Source organism: uncultured Desulfovibrio sp. (genome assembly GCF_949282365.1).
In the GTDB taxonomy this organism is placed as follows: Bacteria; Desulfobacterota; Desulfovibrionia; order Desulfovibrionales; family Desulfovibrionaceae; genus Desulfovibrio.
This window is the reverse complement of record NZ_CASDOY010000001.1, coordinates 49,506-75,954: the sequence shown is the minus strand read 5'-3', so window position 1 is coordinate 75,954 and position 26,449 is coordinate 49,506. Positions and strand designations below refer to the sequence as shown.

The 26,449-nt window shown below is 62.0% G+C and carries 25 protein-coding genes and 1 tRNA gene; 11 read left to right on the top strand and 15 right to left on the bottom strand.

Features of this window, described 5'->3' with window-relative positions; translation table 11 throughout:
* Positions 1-179: 179 nt before the first annotated feature.
* The 15 genes from rho to Q1X76_RS00280 form a co-directional block, all read right to left on the bottom strand.
* The gene (gene rho, locus Q1X76_RS00350) at positions 180-1,430 is read right to left on the bottom strand and encodes a transcription termination factor Rho (RefSeq protein ID WP_300717517.1); all 1,251 of its coding nucleotides are present in this window, start codon (positions 1,428-1,430) and stop codon (positions 180-182) included.
* Between the two features lie 197 nt (positions 1,431-1,627).
* Positions 1,628-2,146: a CarD family transcriptional regulator gene (locus Q1X76_RS00345; RefSeq protein ID WP_300717389.1), complete on the bottom strand. Its 519-nt coding sequence runs from the start codon at positions 2,144-2,146 to the stop codon at positions 1,628-1,630.
* A gap of 180 nt (positions 2,147-2,326) precedes the next feature.
* Positions 2,327-2,920, bottom strand: a complete 594-nt coding sequence (pth, locus tag Q1X76_RS00340; RefSeq protein WP_300717388.1) for an aminoacyl-tRNA hydrolase — start codon at positions 2,918-2,920, stop codon at positions 2,327-2,329.
* A 10-nt stretch (positions 2,921-2,930) separates the two neighbouring features.
* The gene (locus Q1X76_RS00335; protein ID WP_300717387.1) at positions 2,931-3,800 is read right to left on the bottom strand and encodes an alpha/beta fold hydrolase; all 870 of its coding nucleotides are present in this window, start codon (positions 3,798-3,800) and stop codon (positions 2,931-2,933) included.
* A gap of 61 nt (positions 3,801-3,861) precedes the next feature.
* Complete coding sequence (locus Q1X76_RS00330; protein ID WP_300717386.1) at positions 3,862-4,452, bottom strand: 50S ribosomal protein L25/general stress protein Ctc; 591 nt, start codon at positions 4,450-4,452, stop codon at positions 3,862-3,864.
* 72 nt (positions 4,453-4,524) lie between these two features.
* On the bottom strand, positions 4,525-5,469 hold the full coding sequence (locus Q1X76_RS00325) for a ribose-phosphate pyrophosphokinase (protein WP_300717385.1): 945 nt from the start codon (positions 5,467-5,469) through the stop codon (positions 4,525-4,527).
* 44 nt (positions 5,470-5,513) lie between these two features.
* Positions 5,514-5,588, bottom strand: a tRNA-Gln gene (locus Q1X76_RS00320).
* Positions 5,579-6,502 (bottom strand): 4-(cytidine 5'-diphospho)-2-C-methyl-D-erythritol kinase, encoded by a 924-nt coding sequence (ispE, locus tag Q1X76_RS00315; protein ID WP_300717384.1) that lies wholly within the window; start codon positions 6,500-6,502, stop codon positions 5,579-5,581. Before ispE ends, Q1X76_RS00320 begins: the two co-directional genes overlap by 10 nt.
* Before the next feature lie 12 nt (positions 6,503-6,514).
* Positions 6,515-7,048: an ATP-dependent protease subunit HslV gene (hslV, locus tag Q1X76_RS00310; protein WP_300717516.1), complete on the bottom strand. Its 534-nt coding sequence runs from the start codon at positions 7,046-7,048 to the stop codon at positions 6,515-6,517.
* Positions 7,048-8,463, bottom strand: a complete 1,416-nt coding sequence (locus tag Q1X76_RS00305; protein ID WP_300717383.1) for a M48 family metallopeptidase — start codon at positions 8,461-8,463, stop codon at positions 7,048-7,050. Before Q1X76_RS00305 ends, hslV begins: the two co-directional genes overlap by 1 nt.
* A gap of 10 nt (positions 8,464-8,473) precedes the next feature.
* Positions 8,474-9,925, bottom strand: coding sequence for a cysteine--tRNA ligase (gene cysS, locus Q1X76_RS00300; protein ID WP_300717382.1), 1,452 nt, complete (start codon positions 9,923-9,925; stop codon positions 8,474-8,476).
* Positions 9,926-9,940: 15 nt separating this feature from the next.
* Complete coding sequence (gene rpiB / locus Q1X76_RS00295) at positions 9,941-10,369, bottom strand: ribose 5-phosphate isomerase B (protein ID WP_300717381.1); 429 nt, start codon at positions 10,367-10,369, stop codon at positions 9,941-9,943.
* A 14-nt stretch (positions 10,370-10,383) separates the two neighbouring features.
* Positions 10,384-11,154 (bottom strand): hypothetical protein, encoded by a 771-nt coding sequence (locus Q1X76_RS00290; protein ID WP_300717380.1) that lies wholly within the window; start codon positions 11,152-11,154, stop codon positions 10,384-10,386.
* Positions 11,151-12,881 (bottom strand): tetratricopeptide repeat protein, encoded by a 1,731-nt coding sequence (locus Q1X76_RS00285; RefSeq protein WP_300717379.1) that lies wholly within the window; start codon positions 12,879-12,881, stop codon positions 11,151-11,153. Before Q1X76_RS00285 ends, Q1X76_RS00290 begins: the two co-directional genes overlap by 4 nt.
* 3 nt (positions 12,882-12,884) lie before the next feature.
* Positions 12,885-13,979 (bottom strand): RNA polymerase factor sigma-32, encoded by a 1,095-nt coding sequence (locus Q1X76_RS00280; protein ID WP_300717378.1) that lies wholly within the window; start codon positions 13,977-13,979, stop codon positions 12,885-12,887.
* 166 nt (positions 13,980-14,145) lie between these two features.
* Here Q1X76_RS00280 and Q1X76_RS00275 point away from each other — a divergent pair, with 166 nt between their 5' ends.
* The 11 genes from Q1X76_RS00275 to uvrB all read left to right on the top strand — a co-directional run bounded on the left by Q1X76_RS00275 (position 14,146) and on the right by uvrB (position 26,442).
* Complete coding sequence (locus Q1X76_RS00275) at positions 14,146-16,554, top strand: homocysteine S-methyltransferase family protein (protein WP_300717377.1); 2,409 nt, start codon at positions 14,146-14,148, stop codon at positions 16,552-16,554.
* Entirely contained in the window at positions 16,551-17,012 is a 462-nt protein-coding gene (locus tag Q1X76_RS00270) for a TlpA disulfide reductase family protein (RefSeq protein ID WP_300717376.1), read from the top strand. Before Q1X76_RS00275 ends, Q1X76_RS00270 begins: the two co-directional genes overlap by 4 nt.
* Complete coding sequence (locus Q1X76_RS00265; protein WP_300717375.1) at positions 17,012-17,482, top strand: N-acetyltransferase; 471 nt, start codon at positions 17,012-17,014, stop codon at positions 17,480-17,482. Before Q1X76_RS00270 ends, Q1X76_RS00265 begins: the two co-directional genes overlap by 1 nt.
* Position 17,483: 1 nt before the next feature.
* Positions 17,484-18,029 (top strand): hypoxanthine phosphoribosyltransferase, encoded by a 546-nt coding sequence (hpt, locus tag Q1X76_RS00260; protein ID WP_300717374.1) that lies wholly within the window; start codon positions 17,484-17,486, stop codon positions 18,027-18,029.
* A 25-nt stretch (positions 18,030-18,054) separates the two neighbouring features.
* The gene (locus Q1X76_RS00255) at positions 18,055-18,759 is read left to right on the top strand and encodes a DUF3426 domain-containing protein (RefSeq protein ID WP_300717373.1); all 705 of its coding nucleotides are present in this window, start codon (positions 18,055-18,057) and stop codon (positions 18,757-18,759) included.
* Positions 18,760-19,074: 315 nt separating this feature from the next.
* Positions 19,075-20,409, top strand: a complete 1,335-nt coding sequence (gene radA / locus Q1X76_RS00250; RefSeq protein WP_300717372.1) for a DNA repair protein RadA — start codon at positions 19,075-19,077, stop codon at positions 20,407-20,409.
* A 10-nt stretch (positions 20,410-20,419) separates the two neighbouring features.
* Positions 20,420-21,055: a class IV adenylate cyclase gene (locus Q1X76_RS00245; protein ID WP_300717371.1), complete on the top strand. Its 636-nt coding sequence runs from the start codon at positions 20,420-20,422 to the stop codon at positions 21,053-21,055.
* Positions 21,045-21,365 carry an ATP-dependent Clp protease adapter ClpS gene (gene clpS / locus Q1X76_RS00240; RefSeq protein WP_300717370.1) on the top strand — a complete coding sequence of 107 codons (321 nt, stop codon included), beginning with the start codon at positions 21,045-21,047 and terminating at the stop codon, positions 21,363-21,365. Before Q1X76_RS00245 ends, clpS begins: the two co-directional genes overlap by 11 nt.
* Before the next feature lie 7 nt (positions 21,366-21,372).
* On the top strand, positions 21,373-23,667 hold the full coding sequence (clpA, locus tag Q1X76_RS00235; RefSeq protein WP_300717369.1) for an ATP-dependent Clp protease ATP-binding subunit ClpA: 2,295 nt from the start codon (positions 21,373-21,375) through the stop codon (positions 23,665-23,667).
* Complete coding sequence (gene aat, locus Q1X76_RS00230) at positions 23,660-24,424, top strand: leucyl/phenylalanyl-tRNA--protein transferase (RefSeq protein ID WP_300717368.1); 765 nt, start codon at positions 23,660-23,662, stop codon at positions 24,422-24,424. The genes clpA and aat overlap by 8 nt, the downstream gene beginning before the upstream one ends.
* On the top strand, positions 24,421-26,442 hold the full coding sequence (uvrB, locus tag Q1X76_RS00225; protein ID WP_300717367.1) for an excinuclease ABC subunit UvrB: 2,022 nt from the start codon (positions 24,421-24,423) through the stop codon (positions 26,440-26,442). The genes aat and uvrB overlap by 4 nt, the downstream gene beginning before the upstream one ends.
* The last annotated feature ends 7 nt before the right edge of the window (positions 26,443-26,449 follow it).

Sequence of the window (26,449 nt, the reverse complement as noted above, 5' to 3'; positions counted from 1 at the left end):
ACTTCCTGCTCAGATGCTTCCGGGCTCCCTTGTTGGGGCCCTTTTTTATGGCCTGTGTCCGGCAGTAAGGCTGCCATACCGTACCGTGCATGATGCGGCGAACACGGCGCAGGACAAGAAAAAAGGCGCCCGGAGAAGGGCGCCCTTGGGCAAAAACTTGCGCGGATGGAACGAAAGGGCTACTTGCCCATGGCGTCCATGAAATCCTTGTTGGATTTGGTGCCGCGCATCTTGTCCAGCAGGAATTCCATGCTGTCGATGGGGGACATGGGCGCCAGGATCTTGCGCAGTATCCAGACGCGGTTGAGGATATCATCGGACAGCAGCAGGTCTTCCTTGCGGGTGCCGGTGCGGTTGATGTCGATGGCGGGGAAGATGCGCTTTTCCGCCAGATGGCGGTCCAGATAGATTTCCATATTGCCGGTGCCCTTGAATTCTTCAAAGATGACTTCATCCATGCGGGAACCGGTGTCGATGAGCGCTGTGGCGATGATGGTCAGGCTGCCGCCTTCTTCGATATTGCGCGCCGCACCAAAAATACGCTTGGGGCGCTGCAGGGCATTGGCATCCAGACCACCGGAAAGGACGCGGCCCGAGGAGGGGGTCACCGCGTTGTAGGCGCGGCCCAGACGGGTGATGGAGTCCATGAGGATGACCACGTCCCGCTTGCGCTCTACCAAACGCTTGGCTTTTTCCAGCACCATCTCGCAGACCTGCACATGGCGCTGCGGCGGCTCGTCGAACGTGGAGCTGATGACTTCCGCCTTTTTCACCGTGCGTTCCATATCGGTGACTTCTTCAGGGCGTTCGTCGATGAGCAGGACGATTAGATAGACGTCGGGATTGTTGGCATTGATGGCATTGGCCAGGGACTGGAGCAGGACCGTCTTGCCGGTGCGGGGAGGGGCGACGATGAGGCCGCGCTGTCCGCAGCCGATGGGCGCCATGATGTCGATGACGCGGTTGGAGAGGTTTTTCTCGCCATTTTCCATGATCAGCTGGTGATCGGGATAGATGGGCGTCAGGTTGTCGAACAGGACGAGGTTCTTGGCATTTTCCGGCGGTTCAAAGCCGATCTCGGTCACTTTGAGCAGGGCAAAGTAGCGTTCCCCTTCTTTTGGAGGCCGGATCTGCCCGGAAACGATATCTCCCTTGCGCAGGGCAAAACGACGGATCTGGGAGGGGGAAACATAGATGTCATCCGGCCCCGGCATATAGCTGCACAAGGGAGAACGCAGGAAGCCAAAACCATCGGGGAGTATCTCCAGAACGCCGTCCCCGTAGATGGCCCCGTTCTGGGAGGCACAGGCCTGCAGCAAGGCGAAAATCAACTCCTGCTTGCGCATGGAACTGGCATTTTCGATCTCGTATTGTTCGGCCAGCTCCATCAGAGCCTGCATACTGCGGGTTTTCAGTTCTGTCAGACTCAGGCCGCTGTCTGACAGCAAAGCAGGGACAGCCTTTTTTTTGCGGACGTATTTACGGGGTGCTTTTTCCATGGGAGTAGGACGCACGACATCACCGGCACAGGTAATGCGATGCAAAAAAAGTGTTATGGATTGGAATAAAAAAGACGTGTAAGAAAAGCGTGTAGCCTATCTTGGGGCCGGAAGCAAGCGAAAAATGGTTAGTGCGCTGTGGTTGCGGGTTGCTTGGCAGGCGGGGAATAGAGGGAAATCAGCTCGGACTGCAGGTCACGCTGTTCCGCATGGAGGACTTCCCCAAGCTCTCCGGTGACCAGACTCATGGCCTGCTCCAGAAGACGCCGCTCACCAAAAGAGAGATCTTTGGTGCGACCGATCAGCAGGAGCTCGCGCAGCACATTGGCGACGATGGACAGGTCCGGGCTCTTGAGCCGTTCGGAATATTCGCGGAACCGCCGGTTCCAGTTCTGGCCTGTGTGGATCGTCTGCTGGGGATTGTTGCGCAGGGCATTCCAGATATGTTCCGCTTCCTTGGCGCTGACCAGGGTGCGCAAGCCGACATTGGAGGCATTCTTGACCGGAACCATGAGGGTGATACTGTTGGCCCGGATGCGCACAATATAAAAGTCGCACGCCGAACCGCCAATATTCTGGCTGTCAATGCGCTCTATCTGGCCCACACCTTGAGCTGGGTACACTACAAGCTGTTCGGATGTAAACATTTCCGTCCAAGGGTTGAAGTGCCCGCGCCAAACGCGAAAACATATCGAATGTGAAAAAGCGTCAGGTAATTTTTTCTACTGATAAAAGAAGATAGCTCACAACCTGCCAGTAGTCCAGCAAAAAAATTTTTTTATCCAGTAGGACGCTCCGGGAAGCACATGTGGCCCGGCAGCACCAGATCAGGAACGTGTGGCCCGCACAGCGGCTTCCAGTCCCCTGGCGGCAAAGATCTGCAAGACTTCCAGGGCCTTTTGCGTCGCCTCCCGAATACGGTCAGCATCTTCGGCGCAGGGGCGCCCCAGTACCCAGTTGATGACGTCGCCTTTCTGGGGAGGGCGGCCGATACCGATGCGCAGACGATGGAAGTCCGGCGTCCCCAGAAGCTGGGTGATGGATTTAAGGCCGTTATGGCCCGCATTGCCGCCACCTTTCTTGAAGCGCAGTTCCCCGGCGGGGATATCCAGTTCATCGTGGACGACGACCAGCTGGTCCGGGCGGATCTTGTGCCAGGCCAGCAGGGGCTGGACGCACTGTCCGCTCAGGTTCATAAAGGTCTGCGGCATGGCGGCAAGCCAGTCCCCAGGCAGGCCGGGGCAGCGCAGTCGCCACAGTTCACAGGAGAACTTGCCGCCGTTCTGGCTTTGTACTTGCCCGCCTTCCTGACGGGCATGCTCCAGCAGGTGTTCCACAAAGGCAAAGCCGCAGTTGTGCCGCGTTCCGGCATACTGGCTGCCGGGATTGCCCAGGCCGATGACAACACCGCCAAAATCCATGATGCATTCCTTATGGTTGGAGAAAAAGGGGCAAGCCGTGTCCGCTGGCGAGCGCAGCCACACGGGCGGCTGCGGGGGAGGCCACGGCAGGGGAAAGGATGGCCAGATGGCCGCCATGCGGCAGCCAGACAACATGCTTTTCAGGAGCCCTTACCGCGGCAAGGGTATCTTCGATGAGCGCTTGCGTGAACAGGGCATCATCACGGGCGTTGAAGAGGTGGAACGGACAATGCAGCGTGGTGGCTATATCGGCACTGAACAGGGAATGCAGATAGCGCAGGGGATAGCTCGTCCTGGTCTGGCGTCGATCCAGAGGCAGCCGCAGGCGGCCGGCTAGGATCTTTTTCACCGAAAGGTAACTGAACACGGGCAAGGGGAGCCAGGGCAGCCAGCGGGCAAGCCATGCTGTCCCGGCAAGCAGACGCTCTCGCTGTCCTGCCAGGGCGGCGAAGCGCGTCAGCTCTATGGCATGCCGATGTTGCGGAAAAATGGCGCTGAACGCAAAACAGGCCCGCGCCCGATGGCTGCGGGAGGCATGCGCCAGAGCCAGTATCCCGCCCTGACTGTGCCCGCAGAGCAGCACGGGCCCCAGCCCTTTTTGCAGCAGCCACTCTTCCGCATCAAGACCATCCTGCAAAAGATCGGCAAAGGAAAACAGGCAATGGTGCGGATTGCGGCCATGACCTGTGAGGTGCAGGGCCGCGACGGCAAGGCCGCTTTTCCAGAGACTGTGCAGGAAGGGCCGGTACTGTACCGGACAGAACATGGTCCCCGGATAGAAAAGCAGGCAGGCCGCGCCTGGTCTGGGCCAGAGTTCGATGCAGACCTGACGGCCGGCAGAGCGCAGCGTATGATACTGCAGGGCAGGGCAGCTGGACATAGTATAAAAATCAGGCCGGCCCCAGAGGAGACCGGCCTGAAAAAACTGCGGAACAGACGCCTTATTCGGCGGCTTCGGCAGCGTCCTTGCTCTTGGAGAACACGCTCACGATGGCGAAGTTCTTGTCGAACACGGCCTTGACGTTCTCGGGGAGGGTCAGGGTCTCCACGGTCACGGTGTCATTGATACCCATATCGGTCACATCGATGGTGACCTTCTTGGGCATATCCAGGGGCTTGCAGCACAGACGCACGCTTTCGCGATAGGTTTCCATCACGCCGCCCAGCTTGACGCCACGGGAAACGCCCACGAATTCCAGCGGCACGTCGACCTTGACTTCCTTGTCCAGATCCACGCCGTAGAAATCCACATGGGTGAAGGCTTTCTTGTAGGGATGCTTCTGCACGTCCCAGAACATGACGGGATGCACGGTCTTGGTGCCGTTGTCGTCAATTTCCAGATTGAACACGGCGGTACGGCCCATTTCGCTGTACATCTTTTCCAGGGGCAGGGCAGGAGCCTGCACGGCGATATTGTCGCCCTTGGCGGTGTAGAACACGCCGGGAATCATTTCCTGCGTGCGCGCACGGCCCGCAGGACCTTTGCCGCTACCTTCACGCTTTTGCACGCTCAACGTCTTTTCAATGGTCATGTTTAACTCCTTACCTAGTGCCGCATGAAAGTGCGGGAAGTTTTCTTGTTATGGAGTCGGGAGAACCCGGCATTATACAAAGAGAACGCTGACGGAAGAACCGGTGTGGATATTGTGGATGGTCTTGCCGAGCAGGGCAGCCACAGACACCACATGCAGCTTGGGACACTGCGCCAGCTTGTCGCCCATGGGGATGGTATCGGTCACGATGACCTGATCCAGCGCCTCGGTGGCGTTGATGCGGTCGATGGCGGGACCGGACAGCACCCCGTGGGCCGCGCAGGCGACGATCTTTTTGGCACCGTACTTGAGCAGCACGTCCGCACCGGCGCACAGGGTGCCGGCGGTGTCGATGATGTCGTCAACGATGATGGCCGTCTTGCCTTCCACGTCACCGATGACGTGCATGGCCTGGGCCTGGTTGGGCTTGTCACGGCGTTTGTCCACAATGGCCAGGGGCGCATCCAGGCGCTTGGCATAGGAGCGGGCGCGTTCCACGCCGCCGGCATCGGGAGAGACGATGACGATGTCGCCTTCGATCTGGCGCAGGGGCTCCAGCATGACGGGAGCAGCGTACAGATTGTCCACGGGGCAGTTGAAAAAGCCCTGGATCTGACCGGCATGCAGGTCGATGGTCACCACACGACCAGCACCGGCCACACTGATGAAGTCCGCCACCATCTTGGCGCTGATGGGAGCGCGGGGGCTCACCTTGCGGTCCTGACGGGCATAGCCGTAATAGGGGATCACCGCAGTGATGCGGCCGGCACTGGCACGCTTGAGGGCGTCAAGCATGAGGCAGAGCTGGATCAGGCTGCGGTTGACCAGCGGGGGACAGGTGGGCTGCACCACAAAAACGTCGTCACCGCGTACGTTGTCGCCGATTTCAATACGCAGCTCGCCATCGCTGAAGGTGGTTGTCAGAGTAGGAGTAAGCTGACAGCCGAGATGGTCGCAAATGGCTTTGGCCAGCTCGGGATTGGAAGAACCCGTGACAATCTTGAGATCGCTGAACATGGTCCGTTCACCTTGCCGATAGCGGCAGCAGTTAGGGTTCGTTTTGGCTGGGATGGAAGGGCTCGAACCTTCGAATGACGGAGCCAAAACCCGTTGCCTTACCGCTTGGCTACATCCCAGCATTCATGGGCAGTACAAAGACTTTCCCATACAGGGATGCCAGATTTTGCACCGCCGCCTCAGCTGCATGACGGGCAGAGAACAGGCCGAACATACTCGAACCGCTGCCGCTCATGCGGGCACATGCGGCTCCTGAAAGAAGCAGATGTTGTCGGATTGTCTCCAGCTGCGGGTATTCACGCACAACGACGGGCTCCAGATCATTGCGGATATGGAGCACACTGTCTGTGGTGATGCGGAACGCTGTTCCCGTCCCGATATGCTCACCCATCACGAGAAGCGTTTCATTATCCTTGCTTTTCGGATTTGTCAAGCCTTTGTCCCCGGCTTTTTCAGCCGCCGCCATGAAATCGTCATAGGCCCGGTAGGCCCACGGCGTGGCGACCGTGACAGGGGGGCAGACCAGCACCAGCCACCAGCCGGGCAGATCGACTTCCACAGGGGAGAGCACCTCGCCGATACCCGTCACGCGACGGGGCCGGTTGTGGAGAAAAAAGGGCACGTCCGCCCCCACCCTGAGGGCCGCCTGCTCCAGCTCCGCCTGCGGCAAGGGCTGCTCCAGGCAGCTGTTGAGCCAAAGCAGCAGGGCCGCAGCGTCGCTGCTGCCCCCTCCCAGTCCTGCGCCATGGGGGATGCCCTTGCGCAGGGTGAGCCGCACGGCCGGACAGGCGGCAGGCTCCGGCAGCAGGGCGGCGAAGGCCGCATAGGCCTTGGTCAGGGTATTGTGTTCCGGATCGATGCCCGGCGCATCGCAGCGGACACATATCCCCGTGCCTTCTTCCCGTTCCGGGATCAGGACGTCAAAGGGCGCTGCCAGAGGATAGAAGACGGAGTCGAGAGTATGGTAGCCGTTGGGCAGGACGCCGGTTATCTTAAGCCCCAGGTTGATCTTGCAGCCGGTACGGATCTCCACGGCGGATACCTGCTACAGGGTCTCGACCACAAAGTGGTCATTGGTGTAGACGCAGATCTCCGAAGCGATCTTCATGGATTCCAGTGCCAGTTCCCGGGCCGGCAGGTCGCTGTGACGCAGCAGGGCCCGGGCCGCGGAAAGGGCATAAGGACCACCACTGCCGATGGCCGCCACATCGTCGTCGGGTTCGAAGACATCCCCGTTGCCGGAAAGCAGCAGGATGTGTTCCCCGTCCGAGACCAGGAGCATGGCCTCCAGGCGACGAAGATATTTGTCCTTGCGCCATTCCTTGGTCAGCTCCACGGCGGAACGCTGCAGGTTGCCGCGAAATTCCTTGAGTTTTGCTTCAAAGAGTTCGAAAAGCGTGAAGGCGTCGGCCGTGGCGCCGGCAAAGCCGGCGACGATCTTGCCGTCATACAGGCGGCGCACCTTGCGGGCCGTATGCTTCATGATCATGGACTGGCCCAGGGTGACCTGGCCGTCCCCGGCCATGGCTACCTGTCCATCCTTCTTGACTGCGAGGATCGTGGTCGCATGGGTCTCTATCATCGGTCTTCCCAGATTTCCTTGCGTTCTTTATATACCGCATCCAGCTTGCGGAACGCCGCCTGGTCGGCTGACTTTTCCGTCTTTGCCTTGGCCTGCTTGAAGTAGCGCTCCGCCTGTTTGCGGTTGTTGGAGTAAATGGCACTGTACGCCATGTGGATATAGGCAAGGCCAGTCTTGCCTATGGAGCCCAGTGAGCGGGCATACGCTTCATGGACGTCGGCGGCTTCCGGCACAGAGCGCAGCACATCCATATAGTAGGGCTGGGCCTGCCGGCTGCGTCCTGTTTCATCCAGCATGCGCGCAAAAAAGAATCTGGCCATGAAATCCGTTTTGTCCAGTTGCATGGCACGCTGCAGCAGGCCTTCGGCCCGGCCCATATCGCCCTTGCGATAATGGAAGGTACCGGCCTCGCGCAGCACCAGGGCGTCCAGCGGCGCCCGTTGCAGCGCCGCGTCAAAGGCCGCCGAAGCCTCACGGATATTGTTTTGCCGGGCCAGCACCATGCCCCGCCCCATACAGGAGAGGGCGTCCCGGCCGGAGAAACGTTGCAGGGCCGCCTGGGCGTCGCCATAGCGTCCCCAGAGGATGGTCTGCACCCGCTTGAAGCGGCGGTTGTCAAAGCTCCGGTTGCGGATGGCGGCCGGGAAGGAGGTCAGCCTGGCCTGGATGCCGTTGATGCGGTCGCCGATGTCGGGGTGGGTGGAGAGATAGGCAGGGACGCTGGCCCCGGCCATCCAGCTTTTCTGGCGCATGATCTTGAAGCCGCCCACCAGACCTGACGGCGGATAACCGGCTTTGGTCAGATACTGCAGGCCGATCTGGTCCGCCTCGTTCTCGTCCAGGCGGCTGTAATTGAGCATGGCGGACTGGCCGGCCCCCAGGGCGCTGACCGCCACGGCGCCGCCAGCGGGACCGCCGACAGCCACCCCGGCGATGGCCAGCAGCAGGCTGCCCACGGACAGGTATTGCGCCCGCTCCAGGCGCGAGGCCACATGGCGCTGGGTCACATGGGCCAGCTCGTGCGCAAGGACGCCGGCCAGCTGGCTCTCGTCCTCAAAATTCATCATCAGTCCGGTGAACACATAGACATAGCCGCCGGGGACGGCAAAGGCGTTCATGGCATTGTGCAGGATGACGCCGGAAGTGAACGTGAAGGGCTGGGGAGGGATGGCCTTGACCAGACGGCGGACAAGGCCATCCACATAATTGCTGACTTCGGGATCCTCGACCATGGGCAGGCTGGAGCGGATGGCCACGTTGAATTTGCGGCCCATCTCCTTTTCGTCCTTGAGGGAGACCCCGCCAAAGAAGAAGGCCTGGGCCATCAGCGGCGACAGCAGCTGGGCGGCCAGAAAGAGACAGAGGAGCGGCAGCGCCGCAGGGCGGAGGATTTTCCCGAAGAAATGCAGCATCGTCACCTCGTTAGGCTATATCCCAGACTTGGCCTTCCACCGTATCGCGCACGGCCACGCCCAGATCGGCCAGAGCGGCGCGCAGTTCGTCGGAACGTGCGAAGTCCTTGGCGGCGCGGGCCTGGGTCCGCTCGTCCAGCAGGGCCTGAACACGCGGCACGTCGATGTTCAGGCGCGCGGCCCGCTGGTCGCGCAGGGCCAGCAGGAAGGTGGCCGGGTCCTGGCCGAACAGACCCAGCTGGGCCGACCAGTCGTTGCGGCGCTCGAAGAATTCCTCCAGCAGGCGGCGGGCGCCCTCTCCGGCACGCAGGCCCTTGTCTTCCAGCACACGGTTGACCAGGCGCACTTGGGAGAAGATATGCCCCAGCGCCTGGGCCGTGTTCACATCGTCATCCAGGGCCGCTCCGAAACCCTGTCCGTGTTCATCCCATTCCTTGAGGATGTCGGCAGGCAGATCCACTTTTTTCCATTTGGCGCGCTCCAGAGCCTTGCCTGCTTCCAGCTGACATTCATAGATGCGCTGCAGGGCCTTCTCGGATTCGTCCATGATGTCGGCCGTGAAGTCGATGGGGCTGCGGTAGTGCTTGCCCAGCAGGAAGAAGCGCAGGGTCTCGGGCAAATAGCTGTCCAGGATATCGCGGATGGTCTTGAAGTTGCCCAGCGACTTGGACATCTTTTCGGCGTTGACCTGCACAAAGCCGTTATGCACCCAGAAGCGCGCCAGCTGGCAGCTGCAGGCGGCCTCGGTCTGGGCGATCTCGTTTTCGTGGTGGGGGAAGATGAGGTCCTGACCGCCGCCGTGGATATCCAGGGGCAGATAGTCCCTGCTCATGGCCGAACATTCGATGTGCCAGCCGGGACGCCCCTTGCCCCAGGGGCTTTCCCAGAAAGGCTCGCCGGGCTTGGCGGCCTTCCAGAGGGCGAAGTCCAGGGGGTCTTCCTTTTCCTCGCCGGGAGCCACGCGCGCCCCGGCCTGCAGTTCGTCCAGACTGCGGCCGGAAAGCTTGCCGTACGGAGGATAGGCGCGCACCCGAAAATAGACGTCGCCGGAAGGCACGGCATAGGCTTTGCCCTGGGCGATGAGTTCGGAGCAGAGATCCTGCATCTGCCGGATGTACTCGGTGGCGCGGGGCTCATGATCGGCGCGCACCACGTTCAGGCGGTCCATGTCTTCATGGAAGGCTTCCATATAGGTCTGGCCCACTTCGCGCCAGTCGCGTTTTTCTTCATTGGCGCGACGGATGATCTTGTCGTCCACGTCCGTGAAGTTGCGCACGAAGGTCACATCTAGCCCCAGGGCGCGCAGATGGCGCACCAGCACGTCAAAGACCAGGGCGGAGCGGGCATGGCCGATATGGCAGTAGTCATAAGCAGTGATGCCGCAGACATACATGTTGACCTTGCCGGGACGGACAGGGATGAATTCTTCTTTTTTACGGGTCAGGGTATTGTACAGCTGCATGACGGGTCCCACAGACTAGACGTTGAGGAGGTCGATGCGGCGCTGATGGCGGCCGCCCTCGAATTCGGTGGACAGGAACGCATCGACGATGGCAAGAGCAAGCTCCACCCCCGTGATGCGGGCGCCCAGGCAGAGCACATTGGCGTTGTTGTGCTGCCGGGTCAGACGGGCGTGCAGCTCCGTGGTGCACAGGGCCGCGCGGATGCCCTGGTGCCGGTTGGCCGCCATGGACATGCCGATGCCCGTACCGCAGATCAGGATGCCGGGCACAGCTTCGGCTTCGACAGCATTGCACAGGGCATGGGCGAACACGGGGTAATCGCAGCTTTCCTTGCTGCAGGTGCCGTGGTCGGTGACCGTATAGCCCATCTTTTCCAGATGGGCGCGCAGGGTCTCCTTGAGTTCGATACCGGCGTGGTCACAGGCCATGTGGATGGATTTCATGATCTCTCCTTGGGTTATTGCTGGGGAGCCGTATAGCGTTCCAGGGGCAGCACGGGCGTGCTGTCCGGCAGAAGCAGACTCAGCTGTTCTTGACTGAAGGGAGCCGGCGACTGGCGATCCTTGACCAGCAGCACGGCCGTCTGTCCATCGGGATGGCGCAGGCTCACCCGGCGGGGCAGGCCGGCCTCGTCATAGGCTATGGTCATGTTCCAGCCCCGGCTGCCGTTCTCCTGCCAGGCGACAGCCTGTCCCTGTGCGTCGATTTCCAGAAGACCTCCTGCAGCAGAAGTAAGAGTAAAACCGACATTGCCGCTGGCAAGGGCCTGGCTGCCAGCATACTGGCGACCGAAGACCGCGGTCAGGCGGCCATTGAGCAGGGCGGCCAATTCGTCGAGTGCAAAAGGCACCGGCACACCGACGCGCAACAGGGGCTTGTTGCTGCCCTGATGGAAGAACGCGCGATTTTCCGTGGGGCTGTAGACGAGGAATTCATCGCCGGATTCCCAGATCTTGGCGATGACGGCGCCGATCCCGGCCATGACATCCATGCGCAGGCTCTGGCTGCCATTGCCCCAGAGCAGGGCCGTGACGCGCCGGGTATCGCCTTCCGTGCCGAAGCGCAGACTGGCGTTCAGCAGGTACGGGGCCTCCTTCACGGCTTCGCTGCGGGCCAGGAAAGCCTGCCAGCGGGCGGCGCTGTCGGCGGGCGGAGCCACGGTCGAGGGCTGGCGGGCACAGGCCGAAGCCATGAACAGCAGGATGATGAGACAAAGGAGTTTTTTCATAAGTCACCCAGACGCTGCCGCAGGGAATCTGCGTTGGCGGGTTTGAGTTTCAGGGCCTGTTCGTAGGCCTTGCGGGCTTCGTCCTTCTGGCCCGCGGCGGCCGCGATGTCCCCGTAGTGTTCCAGGATCTCGGCCTCCGGCGTCGCGGCAAGGGCCACGGCGCGCCGGATGGTCTGCAGGGCCTCGTCCGTACGACCCAGGCGGAATAGGGCCCAGGCCAGGGAATCCACGATGAAGAACTGGTCGGGCGCCAGACGGTCTGCCCGTTGCAACAGCTCCAGGGCGTGATCCAGATCCTTGCCCTGGACCGCCAGCGTATAGCCCACATAATTCAGGGCCTGATAGTGGTCGGGATGCTCGTCGATCAGCTTTCGCATGACCTTCATGGCTTCATCACGCCTGCCCAGACTGTCCAGGAGACTGCCGAGCGTGAAGGCCAGCTCCGTGCTGGCCGGCACGGCCTCCACGGCCTGACGGGCCCTGGCAAGGGCTTCGTCCTGCTTGTGCAGGCGGGCCAGCAGGCGGATCTCCAGCAGGAGCAGGGTCTCGTTGTTGGCATGACGCTGCTGCAGGCTGCGTACGGAAGCCAGGGCTTCCTGCTCCTTGCCCGCATCGGCCAGTATCTGGGCTTTCAGCCCCTCCGCCCGCACGGCCGCCTGACTGGGGGCGGGAACGCGGGACAACCACTCCAGGGCCATGTCCGTGTCCCGGCGCTGGTCCTGGGCGATACTGGCGAGCATGAGATAGACATCGGGCGGGATGCCGGGTTCGTCCAGCATGGCTTTCAGGATCCGTTCCGCCTGCAGGTAATGGCGGCTCTCCATGAACATGCTGACGGCCGTGAGCTTGAAGGCGGCCGAATCCGGGCCGTTGCGCAGATACTTCAGGGCTTTTTCCGGCTGGTTGAGGCGCAGGGAAAGATAGACCAGCCGCAGGTTGATGTCCTGCTCGGAAACGTGGAGCTTGAGCAGCTTTTCGTAGACAGCGCGCGCCTCGTGCCATTGCTTTTGCTGCTCATAGGCATAGGCCAGTTCCACCAGGGCCTCCACAAAGTCGGGCATGGCCTGGACGGCTTTCTGGAGCAGGGGGATGGCTTCCGCACGGCGCTGCATCCCGATCAGGGCCCGGGCATGGTAATAATCCACCATGGGCGTGCGCTGGCCGGAGGTGATGCGGCCGACATGCTTTTCCGCTTCGGCGAACTTCTTGGTCTTGACCAGAAGCAGGATGAGCTCCAGACGGGCATCGAGGGAGTCGGGATGCCGTGTCACATAGGCCTGTATCCGCTCCAGGGCCTGCCCGGCCTGATCGTGGGCAGCCAGGGTCTCGGCATTGAAAAGATTGAGGGCCAGATCATCGGGCCAGACCTGCAAACCCAGCTCCAGCAGGGGCAGCACCTTGTCCGAATGGCGGCTGTCCAGCCATAGGGCCCCTTCCAGCCAGGCCTTGGCCGGCAGGGTGCCCCCTGTCATCTGCCGTGCCGCCTGCAAGAGGAGTTCCTCATTGCCGTCGGAGAGGGCCTGCATATAGAGGAGATAGGCATAGGTATCCCGGGCAGCGGGGGAGAGATCCTTTTCCTCGGGCAGGACTTCGATTCCCTGGAAAGGATGCGCGGATGCGCCGCCCGTGAGCTGGGTGGAGGCACAGCCGCCGCAGCCCAGAAGGGAAAGGGACAGCGAGCCGCTCAGCAGGACAGAGCAGAGCAGAAGGATGGTCTTGTTTTTCATAGACTACTGAATCCAGGCGTCGGAAAAATCCTTGATGTCCAGCGCCAGATGCTGGCGGATCTTCTCCAGCAGGCGGGCTTCCAGCTGGCGGACACGCTCGCGGGTCACGTTATATCGTTCGCCGATCTCGCGCAAGGTAACGGGATCGTCCGTCAGCAGGCGGTGTTGCAGGATATAGAGCTCCTTCTCGTTCAGCTTGGGCAGGATGGTCTTGATCTTTTCGCGCAGCAGCTCGGCCACTTCCGAATCGCCCAGGCTGTCCTCGATGGCCGGCCCCAGGGCCGGGAGGAAATCCATGCGGGTAGCACCGCCGGAATCTTCCCCCACCTGGGCGTTGAGTGAAAGATCATTGGCGGCCAGGCGCTGGTCCATCTCGGTGATCTGCTCCTCGCTGACGCCCAGTCGTTCGGACAGCATGGCGGCATCCGGGTCAAAGCCCTGGGCCACCAGTTTTTGCCGTTCGCGATTGAGGTTGTAGAACAGCTTGCGCTGTACCTGGGTGGTACCGATCTTGACCATGCGCCAGTTGTCCATGATGAACTTGAGGATGTAGGCCTTGATCCAGAAAGAAGCGTAATAGGAAAACTTGATGCCCTTGTCGGGGTCGAATTTGTTGACAGCCCGCATGAGCCCCACGTTGCCTTCCTGCACAAGGTCCAGGACGTTCTGCATCCAGCGGCGCTGGAAGTCCATGGCGATGCGCACCACAAGGCGCAGATGTGAGGAGACCAGGCGGAAGGCCGCGTCGGGATCGTTATGGTCGCGTACGCGTACGGCCAGCTCGTGCTCTTCTTCGGGCTTGAGCATGGGGAAACGACTCACTTCACGCAAATAGAGCTGCAAGCTGTCCCGCCCCCCAGTGGAGGGCAGGCGGGGCATGGAAGGTGCGGGCAGACTGGATTCGTCATGGCTGCCCTCGGTGAGCAGCATGGGGCCGTCATCGCCCACATCCAGGATCTCGCCCTGGTCGAGGCTGTCCTCATCGAGGTCTTCCAGCGTGTCCAGGGAACTGTCTTCGTCGGCGGCATCCAGGACTTCCACATCCGCCACGGGTGCGGAAGACGGGTGATCGGGGACGTTCTTGTTGTTTTTTTTCATTATTTTCCTCAGGGGGGTGATGACATCCCTGATGTCAGTGCAGCCTCATGCTATAGTTTTGATTTGTCCTTTTCAATGATTTTCAGTAGTAAAAGCCTTGCGGCCGCATCAAGGCCGGACCGGCTGGGGACAGCTGCCATATTTTTTACAAAGGCTGGGTACAGGAATGAAATTTGTTCAACGCCTTGCGGAAAGGCGCCCCTTATTGCTCGATGGCGCCATGGGGACCATGTTGCAGGCTTCCGGCCTGCCGGCCGGGGTCAGTCCTGAAGAATTCTGCATGGAACGTCCGGATATCCTTCAGGGTATCCACAAGGCCTACCTCGACGCCGGGGTGGATATCATCACCTCGTGCACCTTTGGGGGCAATCCCTGCAAGCTCCCGGCCTCTCTGGATGTCTTCGCCTTCAACAAACGGATGGTAGAGACGGCCCGCGCCGCAGCCGCCCGGGCCGGACGGCCTGTGTTCGTGGCGGGCAATGTGGGCCCCAGCGGCCATTTCGCCCGTCCGCTGGGCGATATGGAACCCGACGAACTCATCGGGGCCTTCGCGGCCCAGATCCGGGGCCTCGTGGCCGGCGGCGCGGATCTGATCTTCATCGAGACACAGTTCGACCTGGCCGAAGCCCGGGCTGCCGTGACGGCCGCCCGCCAGGTCTGCGATCTGCCGATTATGGTTTCCATGACCTTTGAGCAGGGGGTCAGCCTGACCGGTTCCTCCCCCACCATTTTTGCCGAGACCATGCAGAACATGGGCGTGGCGGCCCTGGGCACCAACTGCAGCCTGGGACCGGACCAGATGCTGCCCGTGGTGGAGGAACTGCTTTCGGTCTGTTCCTGTCCCGTCGTCGCAGAACCCAATGCCGGCTTGCCGGAGCTGCGCGGTTCGGAGACCGTTTTCCCCCTGGGCCCGGAAGGTTTCGCCCAGAAGACCGCCCTTTTTGCCGACCGGGGGGCCAAGGTGCTGGGGGGATGCTGCGGCACCACGCCGCAGCATCTGGCAGCCCTGCGCCAGGCCCTGGAGAGCGTCAGCTATGAAGAACGGCCTGCGCCAGACACGACGGGCATCTGCCTGACCAGCCGCTCCCGCCTGCTGCGCCTGGGGGCAGGCCAGCCCTTTGCCGTCATCGGCGAGCGCATCAATCCCACGGGCAAGAAAGAGCTGACCCGCCAGCTGCAGGCCGGGCAGTTTGACGAGGCCTTCCGCCTGGCTGACGAACAGCTGCAGGCCGGAGCGCGTATCCTTGACGTGAACGTCGGTGCTTCGCTGGTGGACGAGACCGTCCTGCTGTCCGATCTGGTGCAGCGCCTGGTGGCCCGCGTGGATGTGCCCCTGTCGCTGGATTCCTCCAACGCCCAGGCCATTGCCCGTGCCCTGCCGTATTGCCCTGGTTCCTTCCTCGTCAACTCCATCAGCGGCGAGGCGGGACGCATGGAGCTGCTGGGGCCCGTCTGCCGCGATTTCGGCGCGCCCTTCATCCTGCTGCCCCTGCAGGGGACGAAGCTCCCCGTCACGGCCTCGGCGCGTATCGCCATCGTGGAAAAGCTGCTGGAACAGGCCGCGGCCCTGGGCATCCCCCGTCGTCTGGTGATGGTTGACATCCTGGCCCTGTCGGTCTCCTCCAAACCGGAGGCCGCCCGGCATTGCCTCGACATGGCCCGCTGGTGCCAGAGCCAGGGCCTGGCCATGACCCTGGGGCTTTCCAACGTATCTTTCGGCCTGCCTGCCCGCGACCTGCTGAACGCCACCTTCATGGCCATGTGCGTGGGGGCGGGACTCTCGTCGTGCATCGCCAATCCCTCGGCGCCCCGCCTGCATGAAGCCTGTGACGCCGTGGCCGTCCTGCAGGCCAGCGATACCGATGCCGGGGCGTTCATCGCTTCCTATGCGGACTGGAAGGCGAGCGGCGCTGTGATCAAGACTGGCGCTCGCGCCGGGACAGCCGCCGAGACCCTGGGAGATGCCGTCCTGCTGGGCGATCTGGAAAATGTGCTGCCCCTGCTGGAAAAGGAGCTGGCGGCCGGCACCGAGCCCTTCGCCCTGGTGCAGGATGTCCTGATTCCCGCCATCACCGAAGTGGGCGCACGCTATGAGCGCCGGGAATACTTCCTGCCCCAGCTGATCCGCGCGGCGGAGACCATGCAGAAAGCCTTTGCCCATCTCAGGCCCCTGCTGGAAAAAAGCCGCGGGCCCGAGGACCGTCCTGTGGTCGTCATGGCCACTGTGGAAGGCGATATCCACGATATCGGCAAAAATATCGTCTGCCTGCTGCTGGGGAACCACGGCTTCGACGTCATCGACGCCGGCAAGGATGTCCCAGCGGAGCAGATTGTCGCTTGCGCTTTGGAACATAAGGCGCGTATCATCGGCCTGTCGGCCCTGATGACCACGACCATGGTACGCATGGAAGATACCATCCGTCTGGTACGGGAGCGCGGGCTCCCCATCAAGGTCCTGGTGGGCGGCGCTGCCGTGACCCAGGCCTTTGCCGACGCCATCGGGGCGGATGCCTATTGTCAGGACGCGGTCAGCGCAGTGCGGGCCGCCAAACAGTTCATACAGGATTTTTCATGAAGAGACTCGTGCTGCCGCTGCTGCTTCTGGCCCTGCTGCTGCCCTGCGTGGCTCAGGCCCAGGAGTTCAAGACCGTGGGGCTCAAAGACCTGACGGCCATCGTGGCCCAGAACAAGGGCAAGGTCGTCATGCTCAATTTTTTTGCCACCTGGTGCCCCCCCTGCCGGGAGGAGATCCCGGCCCTCGTCAGCCTGGCGTCCCAATATGACGGAAAGGTCGTCATCGTGGGGCTTTCGGTGGATGAGGACGTGACACCGCTGCCGGGCTTCCTCAAGCGGCTGAAAGTTGATTATGCCGTGTACCGGGCCAGTGATGACGTGGTCCGTGCCTTCAATGTGCGCACCATTCCGCACAATGTTTTTTACGGCAAGGATGGCCGGCTGGCCCTGATGGGATCGGGCATGGTCTCCAAAAAAGAACTTGCAGAAATATTTGATTCTCTCGGAGAGCAGAAATAATGAGTGACACCTACACGGTACGCCGGGCGACCATGGACGATGTGAAGGACATCCATGCCCTTTTGATGGAAAATGCGCGCAAGGGCCTGTTGCTGCCCCGTGCCCTGATCTACCTGTACGGGCATATCCGCAATTTCCTGGTCATCGACGATCCCCGGGGAGGCCTGTCGGCCTGCTGCGCGCTGGCGCCCGTCTGGGAAGATCTGGCCGAGATCTGTTCCCTGGCCGTGCGCGAGGATCTGCGCAAGCAGGGGCTGGGCCGCAAGATCGTCATGGCCTGTGTGGAAGACTGCCGCATCCTGCACATCAAAAAAGTTTTTTCCCTGACCTACCAGGCGGCTTTCTTTGAACATATCGGCTTCCATGAAGTGGACAAGGGGGTCCTGCCCCAGAAGATCTGGGCGGACTGCGTGCATTGCGCCAAGTATCCGGACTGTGATGAAACGGCCATGTTCCTGGAGTTTGAATAGCATGAACCAGATCGTGCAGCGCAAGACGGTCTATACCGCTGAACAGATCGCAGAGCGGGTGCGCGCCATGGCGGCCGAGATCGACGCCTGTTACGGCGACGAGCCCCTGGTGGCCGTATGTGTCCTGAAGGGTGCGGCGTTCTTTTTCACCGATCTTGTCCGGGCCATGCGTTCGGAGAATCTGGAACTGGATTTCGTCAGGCTGGCCAGCTACGGCAAGGGTACTAGCAGCTCCCGCCATGTGGTGTTCAGCAAGGACGTGGACTGCAATATCGCCGACAAACATGTGCTGATCGTCGAGGATATCGTGGACAGCGGCCTGTCCATGCAGTTCCTGCTGCACCAGTTCCAAGCCCGCGGTGCGCGCAGCCTGCGTCTGGCGGCTCTGGTGGACAAGAAGGAGCGCCGTGAAGTCGACGTGCGTGTGGATTTTGCCGGCTTTGAGCTGAAGCAGGGTTTCCTTGTCGGCTATGGCCTTGATTATGCAGAAAAATATCGGGCACTTCCCGATGTGGAAGAGCTTGTTTTCGAGCCTTCCGGGGACTAGACCTGCCGTTCTTGTGGAGCCAGAGATGGAAATTCAGTGCCCTCATTGTGCCAGCCGCTTCAATCTGCCGGAAGACCTTGCCCGTCCCGGCGCGAAATTGCGTTGTTCCGTCTGCAAGACGGTTTTTGCCCTGCAGCTGCCCGAACCCGCAGCCGATCCCATCCCGGATCTGCTCCCCGATGCGGTGGAACGGCCCCGCCCCAAAGGCCGTCGTCTGTTCTGGCTGATGCTCCTCTTGCTGCTGGTCAGCGTCGGGGCCGCTGTCTACTGGTACTGCTGGCGCGAACATCCCCTGACGCCGGTGCAGGGCAGCGCCGCCACGTCGGAGAACATCTCCCTGCTGACCATGAAGGATGTGCGCCAGTACTATGTGAATAACGAAAAAATGGGCAAGATCCTCATCATCGACGGCAGGGTGGTCAATGAATTCCCCCAGCCGGTGAGTATGATCACTGTGGAGGCTATCCTGTACGGCCAGAGCCAGAACGTGCTGGCCTCGCGCCGGCAGATCGCGGGGAGCCAGCTCACGCCCCTGCAGCTGACCGTCCTGGACAAGGAAGCCATGACGGATCGTCTGGCGGATCCTGAGAAGGAGCAGGGCGCCAATGTGACTCTGCTGCCTGGAGCCAGCGCGCCCTTCATGGTGGTGTTCACGGAGCCGCCTAGTGAGGTCAGCGAATTCTATGTTGCCATAGTGGATGCCCAAAAGGGGGTCCCGCTGCCCCGCTAGCAGTCCTCCCAATCCCTTCCCCCTGTTTTACGGCCCCTTTTCGAAGGGGCTTTTTTTCGGCTTTCCGTCCCGGCTGCCACTCCGGACGCGAGCCGTGCTGCTGCCTGCCGTGCCGTGGTTCACGAGCTTTTCCTGGGCTGCGCAGGGGAGGAGAGCCATTTCGCGAGGGATGCCGCTGTGTGACAGAATGCACAATCAGCATCGTGGCGACGCAAAAGCGCATCATGCAGGACGCAAGACTGCAACGTCGCAGATCGCAAAAACTGTCATCGTAATTCGCTTGCATGGCTTGCACTTTTTTTTTACGTTTGTGCCATGGCTAAAACGAGAGAAGTTTTCATCTGCTCTGCCTGTGGTGCGCAAACATTGCAATGGCGCGGTCAATGCCCCGGTTGCCATGAGTGGAATACCCTGCAGGCCGCGGCGCAGCCCAAAGCGCTTGCGCGCGTCGGCCACCGCGCGCCTCTGTCGCAGGGCAACCGGCCCGTCCCTTTGCAGGAGGTGGCGGAGAGCGGCCATCATCCCTATCCCAGCGGCATAGCCTCGCTGGACAGGGTGCTGGGCAAAGGGCTGGTCCCCGGGGCCGCCATCCTCATCGGCGGAGAGCCGGGCATCGGCAAATCCACGCTCCTGCTGCAGGTGGCCGGGCAGGTGGCTGCCCAGGGAGGCAGGGTCATCTATGCCAGCGGCGAGGAATCCCTGCCGCAGATCAAAGCCCGCGGCCAGCGCCTGGGCGTCCTGCATGACAGGCTGCTGGCCCTGTCCACTTCCTCGGTGGAGGAGGTCCTCGCGGCGCTGGAGCTCGCGCCGCCCCGGCTGCTGGTGGTGGATTCGGTGCAGACCCTGAGTAGTGTCGATGCCGAAGGCCTGCCCGGCAACGTCACCCAGGTGCGCGCCGTGAGCATGGCCCTGCTGGAAACCTGCCGCCGTCTGGGCGTCACGCTGGTCCTGGTGGGACATGTGACCAAGGACGGCGTCCTGGCCGGGCCCCGTCTGCTGGAACACATGGTGGATACGGTCATCTCCCTGGAAGGCGACCGTCGCCAGATGTTCCGCCTGCTGCGCGTGTTCAAGAACCGTTTTGGCCCCAATGAAGAGCTGCTGGTGTTCCGCATGGGCGGCAAGGGCATGGAAGTGGTGGACGATCCTTCCACGTTTTTTCTGGGGGATCGCGATGCCTCCCTGTCCGGCACGGCCGTGGTCATGGCCGTGGACGGGCAGCGCCCGCTGGCCGTCGAGGTCCAGGCCCTGGTGGCCCGGACCTTCCTCAGCATCCCTCGCCGCGCGGCCCTGGGCTTTGATGCCAACAGGCTGCACCTGCTGCTGGCTGTGCTGGAAAAGCGCCTCAAGCTCAATTTCGGTCAGGTGGATATCTATGCCAAGGTCGGCGGCGGCATGAAGCTGCAGGAACCGGGGCTGGATCTGGCCCTGGTGGCGGCGGTGCTGTCGTCCTACTACGATGTGCCCTTGCCGGAAAAATGCGTCCTCTGGGGCGAAGTGGACCTCAACGGTCAAGTGCGCCCTGTGGCTGGCCATGACCTCCGCCTGGCGCAGGCGCGCCGTCTGGGCTTCGAGCCTCTTGTCCATCCCGGCAAGGGCGGGATCGCCACCATCGCGGCCCTGCAGCAGAAACTTTTTCATCGCAAATAGTGAGCAGACCATGCCTCTTGAAGTGGAACGCAAATATCTCGATGTGGATTTCGACGTCCTGCGGCAGCGCCTGCGCCAGTGCGGCGCGCACGGCGGACAGGCCCATCTGGAGCGGAACCGCCTCTATGACCTGCCGGACGGCTCCCTGCGTGCCGGCCATCGTCTGCTGCGCCTGCGGACACAGGAATGGCGCGACCATACACAGAACGTGCTGACGCTCAAATTACCGCCCCTTTCGGCGCCGGACGCGGCCTTCAAGGTGCGCGAAGAAAAGGAGAGCCTCGTGCCGGATGCCGGGCAGATGCACGCCATCCTGACAGGGCTGGGCTACGAGGTCCGTGCCTGCTACGAAAAGATCCGGGAGACGTGGACGCTGGAACAGACCAGCATCGATATGGATACCGTCCCCTTTGCACAGGTGGTCGAGCTGGAGGGGCCGGAAGACGCGATCCTGCGTCTGGAACGCCTGCTGGGACTTGACGGACAGCCCGTCAGTACACAAAGTTATCATTATCTGCACCAGGAATGGCGGCAGCGCAACCATCTGCCGCCCGACCTGTCCTTCGTCTTCCCGCCCGGTGAGCTGGCCCGCTGGCGGCGGAGTCTGGGCCTGCCTACAGTGGAGGATACGTCCCATGGCCGATGAAACCTGGAACGAACAGGGAACGGATACCGCGACCGTCGTCAAGAAGAAGATCAAGGAGCCCGACCGCTATGTGGTGCTGCTCCATAATGACGACTATACCAGTATGGATTTTGTGGTCGGTATCCTGTGCGACATCTTCCGCAAGACACCGGAAGAGGCCACGGCCATCATGCTGGCGGTGCATCAGAAAGGCATTGGCCAGTGCGGCGTGTACACTCATGAAATAGCGGAAACCAAGGTGGCGCTCGTCAGGCGGCGGGCTCGCGCGGCGGGCTTTCCCCTGCGTTGCACCATGGAAAAATACCGTTGAGGATCTTATGCTCAGTGCTGCTGTTCAGGAAGTTTTGAAAGTTGCCGCACAGGAAGTGCAGCGTCGCCGACATGAACTGCTGACGGTGGAACACCTCCTGTTCTCATTGACGACGGTTGCTCCGGGGCGCTTGCTGCTGGAAGGCAGCGGGGCCAGCGTGGCCGTGTTGCGCGAACAGCTGGAAGGTTTTTTTCGTAACGAGATGCAGGTACTGCCCGGTGAAGGCGAACACGAGATCCACCAGACGGCCGGCGTGCAGCGGGTGCTGGAACGCGCTCTGGGCCATATCCACGCTTCCGGCAGGAGCCAGGTGGAGCTGGGGGACCTTTTCGTGGCCATCCTGGACGAGGAAGACAGTTACGCCCATTATTTTCTGACCCGGCAGGGTGTGGACCGGCTGGACGCGCTGACCTTCATTTCCCACGGCATGCCGGAAGGGGGCGGGTCCCGCGGCGTGTCTCCTGAAGCGGCTAGGGAAGATGGCGAAGCCGGGGAGAATGCTCTGGAAAAATACGCTACCGAACTGACAGCCCGAGCGCGGGAAGGCAAGATCGATCCCCTCGTGGGCCGTCAGGAGGAGCTTGACCGGGCCATCGAGGTCCTGTGCCGGCGGCGCAAGAACAATCCCCTGTTCGTGGGCGATCCCGGCGTGGGCAAGACGGCTCTGGCCGAAGGGCTTGCCCTGCGCATCGCCCAGGGCAAGGTGCCCGCGAAGTTCAAGGATGTCAAAATCTACGCCCTCGATATGGGCCTGATCCTGGCCGGGACCCGCTATCGGGGAGAATTCGAGAGTAGGCTTAAAGCTATAGTTGAAGAATTGAGACATGTCCCCGATGCAGTGGTCTTCATCGACGAGATCCACACCATCGTAGGCGCCGGAGCCACTTCCGGCGGCTCCATGGATGCCTCCAACCTGCTCAAGCCCGTACTGGCCAGCGGCGAGCTGCGCTGTATCGGTTCGACGACCCATGAGGAGTTCCGCAACCATCTGGAAAAGGACCGGGCCCTGGCCCGCCGTTTCCAGCGCATCGATGTGGGCGAACCCGATGCCGAGGACTGCCTCGCCATCCTGAACGGCTTGCAGAGCCATTACGCGGGGCATCATCGCGTACGCTACAGCGAGACCGTGCTGCGCAGCATCGTCGATCTTTCCAGCCGCTATGTACGGGACCGCCTGCAGCCGGACAAAGCCATCGACGTGATGGACGAGGTGGGGGCTGCCGTCGATCTGCGACGCAAGGACGAACGCCGGACGCCCGCCGTCACGGTGGCCGATGTGGAGCGCATCGTGGCCCGCATGGCCGGAGTGCCCATCAGGACGGTCTCGGGACAGGAACGCGCCCGGCTGGCCGGTCTGGAAAAGAACCTCAAGCATATCGTCTTTGGTCAGGATGAGGCCGTGGAGCAGACCGTGCGCGCCATCCTGCGCTCGCGGGCGGGGCTGGGGCAGCGCCAGCGGCCGACCGGTGCCTTCCTGTTCTACGGTCCCACCGGCGTGGGCAAGACGGAGCTGGCCCGTGGGCTGGCGCAGACCATGGGGGTGGAGTTCCTGCGCTACGACATGAGCGAATACATGGAACCGCATACGGTTTCCCGGCTCATCGGGGCGCCTCCAGGCTATGTGGGTTTCGACCAGGGCGGGCTGCTGACCGAGGCCGTGCGCAAGTCGCCGTATTCCGTGGTCCTGCTGGATGAGATCGAAAAGGCGCATCCGGATATCTTCAATATCCTGCTGCAAGTCATGGACTACGGGACGCTGACGGACAATTCCGGCCGCAAGACGGATTTTTCCCATACCGTCCTCATCATGACGTCCAATGCCGGGACCTTCGAGATGTCCAGGGCCAGCATCGGTTTTGGCAAGGCCGCGCCCGAAGATGCGGCCCGCAAGGCGCTGGGCGCTGTGGAACGCCTGTTCACCCCGGAATTCCGCAACCGCCTCGATGCTATGATCCCGTTCCGGGCCCTCACGCCCGCCATGATGCAACGCATCGTGGACAAATTCCTGCGTGAGATCGAAGCCAGCCTGGCGGAGCGGCAGGTCAGCTTGAGCACCACGCCCCGCGCCCGTGCCTGGCTGGCGGAAAAGGGCTATGATCCCGCCATGGGCGCGCGTCCGTTGCGACGGCTGCTGCGCAGCCGGGTGGAGGATGCCCTGGCCGGAGAACTACTGTTCGGCCGATTGCGCCACGGCGGGCCTGTCCGTCTGGGAGTCAGGGAGAACGAGCTCGTCCTCCAGTACCCCGATGCGGCTTCGGCGCACGAGGCGGAGGAGGGGGATGACGGACGGAAGGATGCGTAGGCTGATAGCCCTGTATGCGGCGCAGTTCCCTCCCCTGCGCCGCTGCACTGGAGAAGGCATACTGTGCGCCGGCGGCGATCTGCACCCGGCCCGTCTGCTGGCAGCCTACAGCCGGGGGATCTTTCCCTGGTACGGCGAGGACATGCCCCTGCTGTGGTGGTGTCCCGATCCCCGCTGCATCCTGCCGCTGGAAGCATTCTCCCTGCCGCGGCGCAGTGAACGGACCTTGCGCAAGCATCCGTTCCACCTGACCATGGATACGGCATTCGCGCGTGTCATCCGGGCCTGTGCCGCCCCGCGCCGGGGCCAGGACGGGACATGGATCGTCCCGGAGATGATCGTTGCCTACGAGCGCCTGCATGCTTTGGGCTATGCGCATTCCGTGGAAGCCTGGCAGGACGGGGTGCTGGTCGGCGGACTGTACGGCGTGGCGCTGGGCCGTGCTTTTTTCGGGGAATCCATGTTCCATTGTCGTCCCGAGGCCTCGCGGGCGGCCCTGGCCGGTCTGGTGGCCTTTCTGCGCTGCCGTGGCTTCCGCTTGCTGGACTGCCAGCAGGCGACCCCGCACATGCTGGCCATGGGGGCCCGGGATATCCCCCGCGAAGAATTTTTGGCCCGGCTGCGGCAGACTGTGCCGCTCTCCGGTGACGAACCCGGAGACAAAGGCGACCGCCTGCCCGGTCTGCCCTGGCAGCCGTGGCGTACTCCGTTCCGTCATGATCCAGCCCGGGGCTGGATCCCCAGTGAGTCTGTATGAACGATTCTCCTTTTCAGCTGTACAGTCCCTATGCTCCGACGGGCGACCAGCCGACGGCCATCGACTCGCTGGTGAGCAATCTGGAGGCCGGTGTCCCGGAGCAGATCCTGCTGGGCGTGACCGGCTCCGGCAAGACCTTCACCATGGCCAATGTCATCGCCCGCTGCGGCCGTCCTGCGCTGGTGCTGGCCCCCAACAAAACCCTGGCCGCCCAGCTCTACAATGAATTCCGCGAATTTTTCCCGCACAATGCGGTGGAGTATTTCGTCAGTTATTACGACTACTACCAGCCGGAAGCCTACGTTCCTGCCTCGGATACCTACATCGAGAAAGATTCGTCCATCAATGACAATATCGACAAGCTGCGCCATGCGGCGACCCATGCCCTGCTGACCAGACGGGATGTGGTCATCGTCGCTTCCGTATCCTGCATCTATGGCCTGGGCTCGCCCGAATTCTATGCCCGGATGATCATCCCGGTGGAGGTTGGGCAGCGGCTCTCCATGGATGCTCTCATCACCCGGCTGGTGGAAGTCCAGTACGAGCGTAACGACTACGACTTCCACCGCGGCACCTTTCGGGTGCGCGGCGACGTGCTGGAGATCATCCCGGCCTATCATCACGAACGGGCACTGCGCATCGAATTCTTCGGGGACGATATCGACTCCATGCGCGAGGTGGATCCCCTGACCGGCGAGGTGCTGGCGGATGTGGGCAAGACCGTGATCTACCCGGCCAGCCACTTCGTGTCCGCGCAGGACAACCTCAAACGGACCACGGCCGACATCCGGCAGGAACTGCTGGAGCGGCTGACGGAATTCAAGGAAAAAGGCCGTCTTGTGGAAGCGCAGCGTCTTGAGCAGCGCACCCAGCTCGATCTGGAAATGATCGAGGAACTGGGCTACTGCAACGGCATCGAAAATTATTCCCGCCATCTGGACGGACGCAAGGCCGGGGAGCCGCCTTCCTGCCTGCTCAACTATTTCCCCGAGGATTTCATCCTGTTCGTGGATGAATCCCACATCACGGTGCCGCAGGTGGGCGGGATGTTCAAAGGGGACAGGTCGCGCAAGCAGACCCTGGTGGATTACGGCTTCCGCCTGCCGTCGGCGCTGGATAACCGGCCTCTGCAATTCGATGAATTCCGCTCCCTGCTGCATCAGGTGGTCTATGTATCGGCCACGCCGGGCAAATACGAGCGGGATCAGTCCCAGGGCATCATCTCCGAGCAGATCATCCGGCCGACGGGGCTGGTGGATCCCGAAGTCGAGGTGCGCCCCACCAGAGGGCAGATGGAGGATTTGCTGGGCGAATGCCGGCAGCGGGTCCGGCGTGGCGAACGGGTCCTGGTGACGACCCTGACCAAGCGCATGGCCGAGGATCTGACCGAATATTGCTGCAATATGGGCGTCAAGGCCCGCTACCTGCACTCGGATATCGATACCCTGGAGCGCCTGCAGATCATCCGCGCCCTGCGGCAGGGAGAGTTCGACGTCCTGGTGGGCATCAACCTGCTGCGCGAAGGCCTGGATATCCCCGAAGTCTCGCTCGTCTGCATCCTGGATGCCGACAAGGAGGGTTTCCTGCGTTCCACCGGTTCGCTCATCCAGACCTTTGGTCGCGCCGCGCGCAATGTACATGGCCATGTCATCCTCTATGCCGATACCGTGACAGCTTCCATGCGGGCAGCCATGGACGAGACCGAACGGCGCCGCGGCAAACAGACCGCCTACAATCAGGAACATGGCATTACGCCGCGCAGCACGCAAAAATCCCTTGAATCTCCGCTGGATGCTCTGTATGTGGATAATCCTGCTCCCCGGGGCAGAGGCAAGGGGCGGACTGCACGCCGTCAGGAGGATCCCATGCCTCTGACTGCCGAGGATACCGCGGTCCTGGTCCAGCGGCTGGAAAAAGAGATGCGCGCCGCGGCCCGGGAGCTGGAGTTTGAACGCGCCGCCGCCTTGCGTGACCGCATCAGGGCGTTGCGGGAACGCCTTATCGCCTTGCCGGAGTAGCCATGAG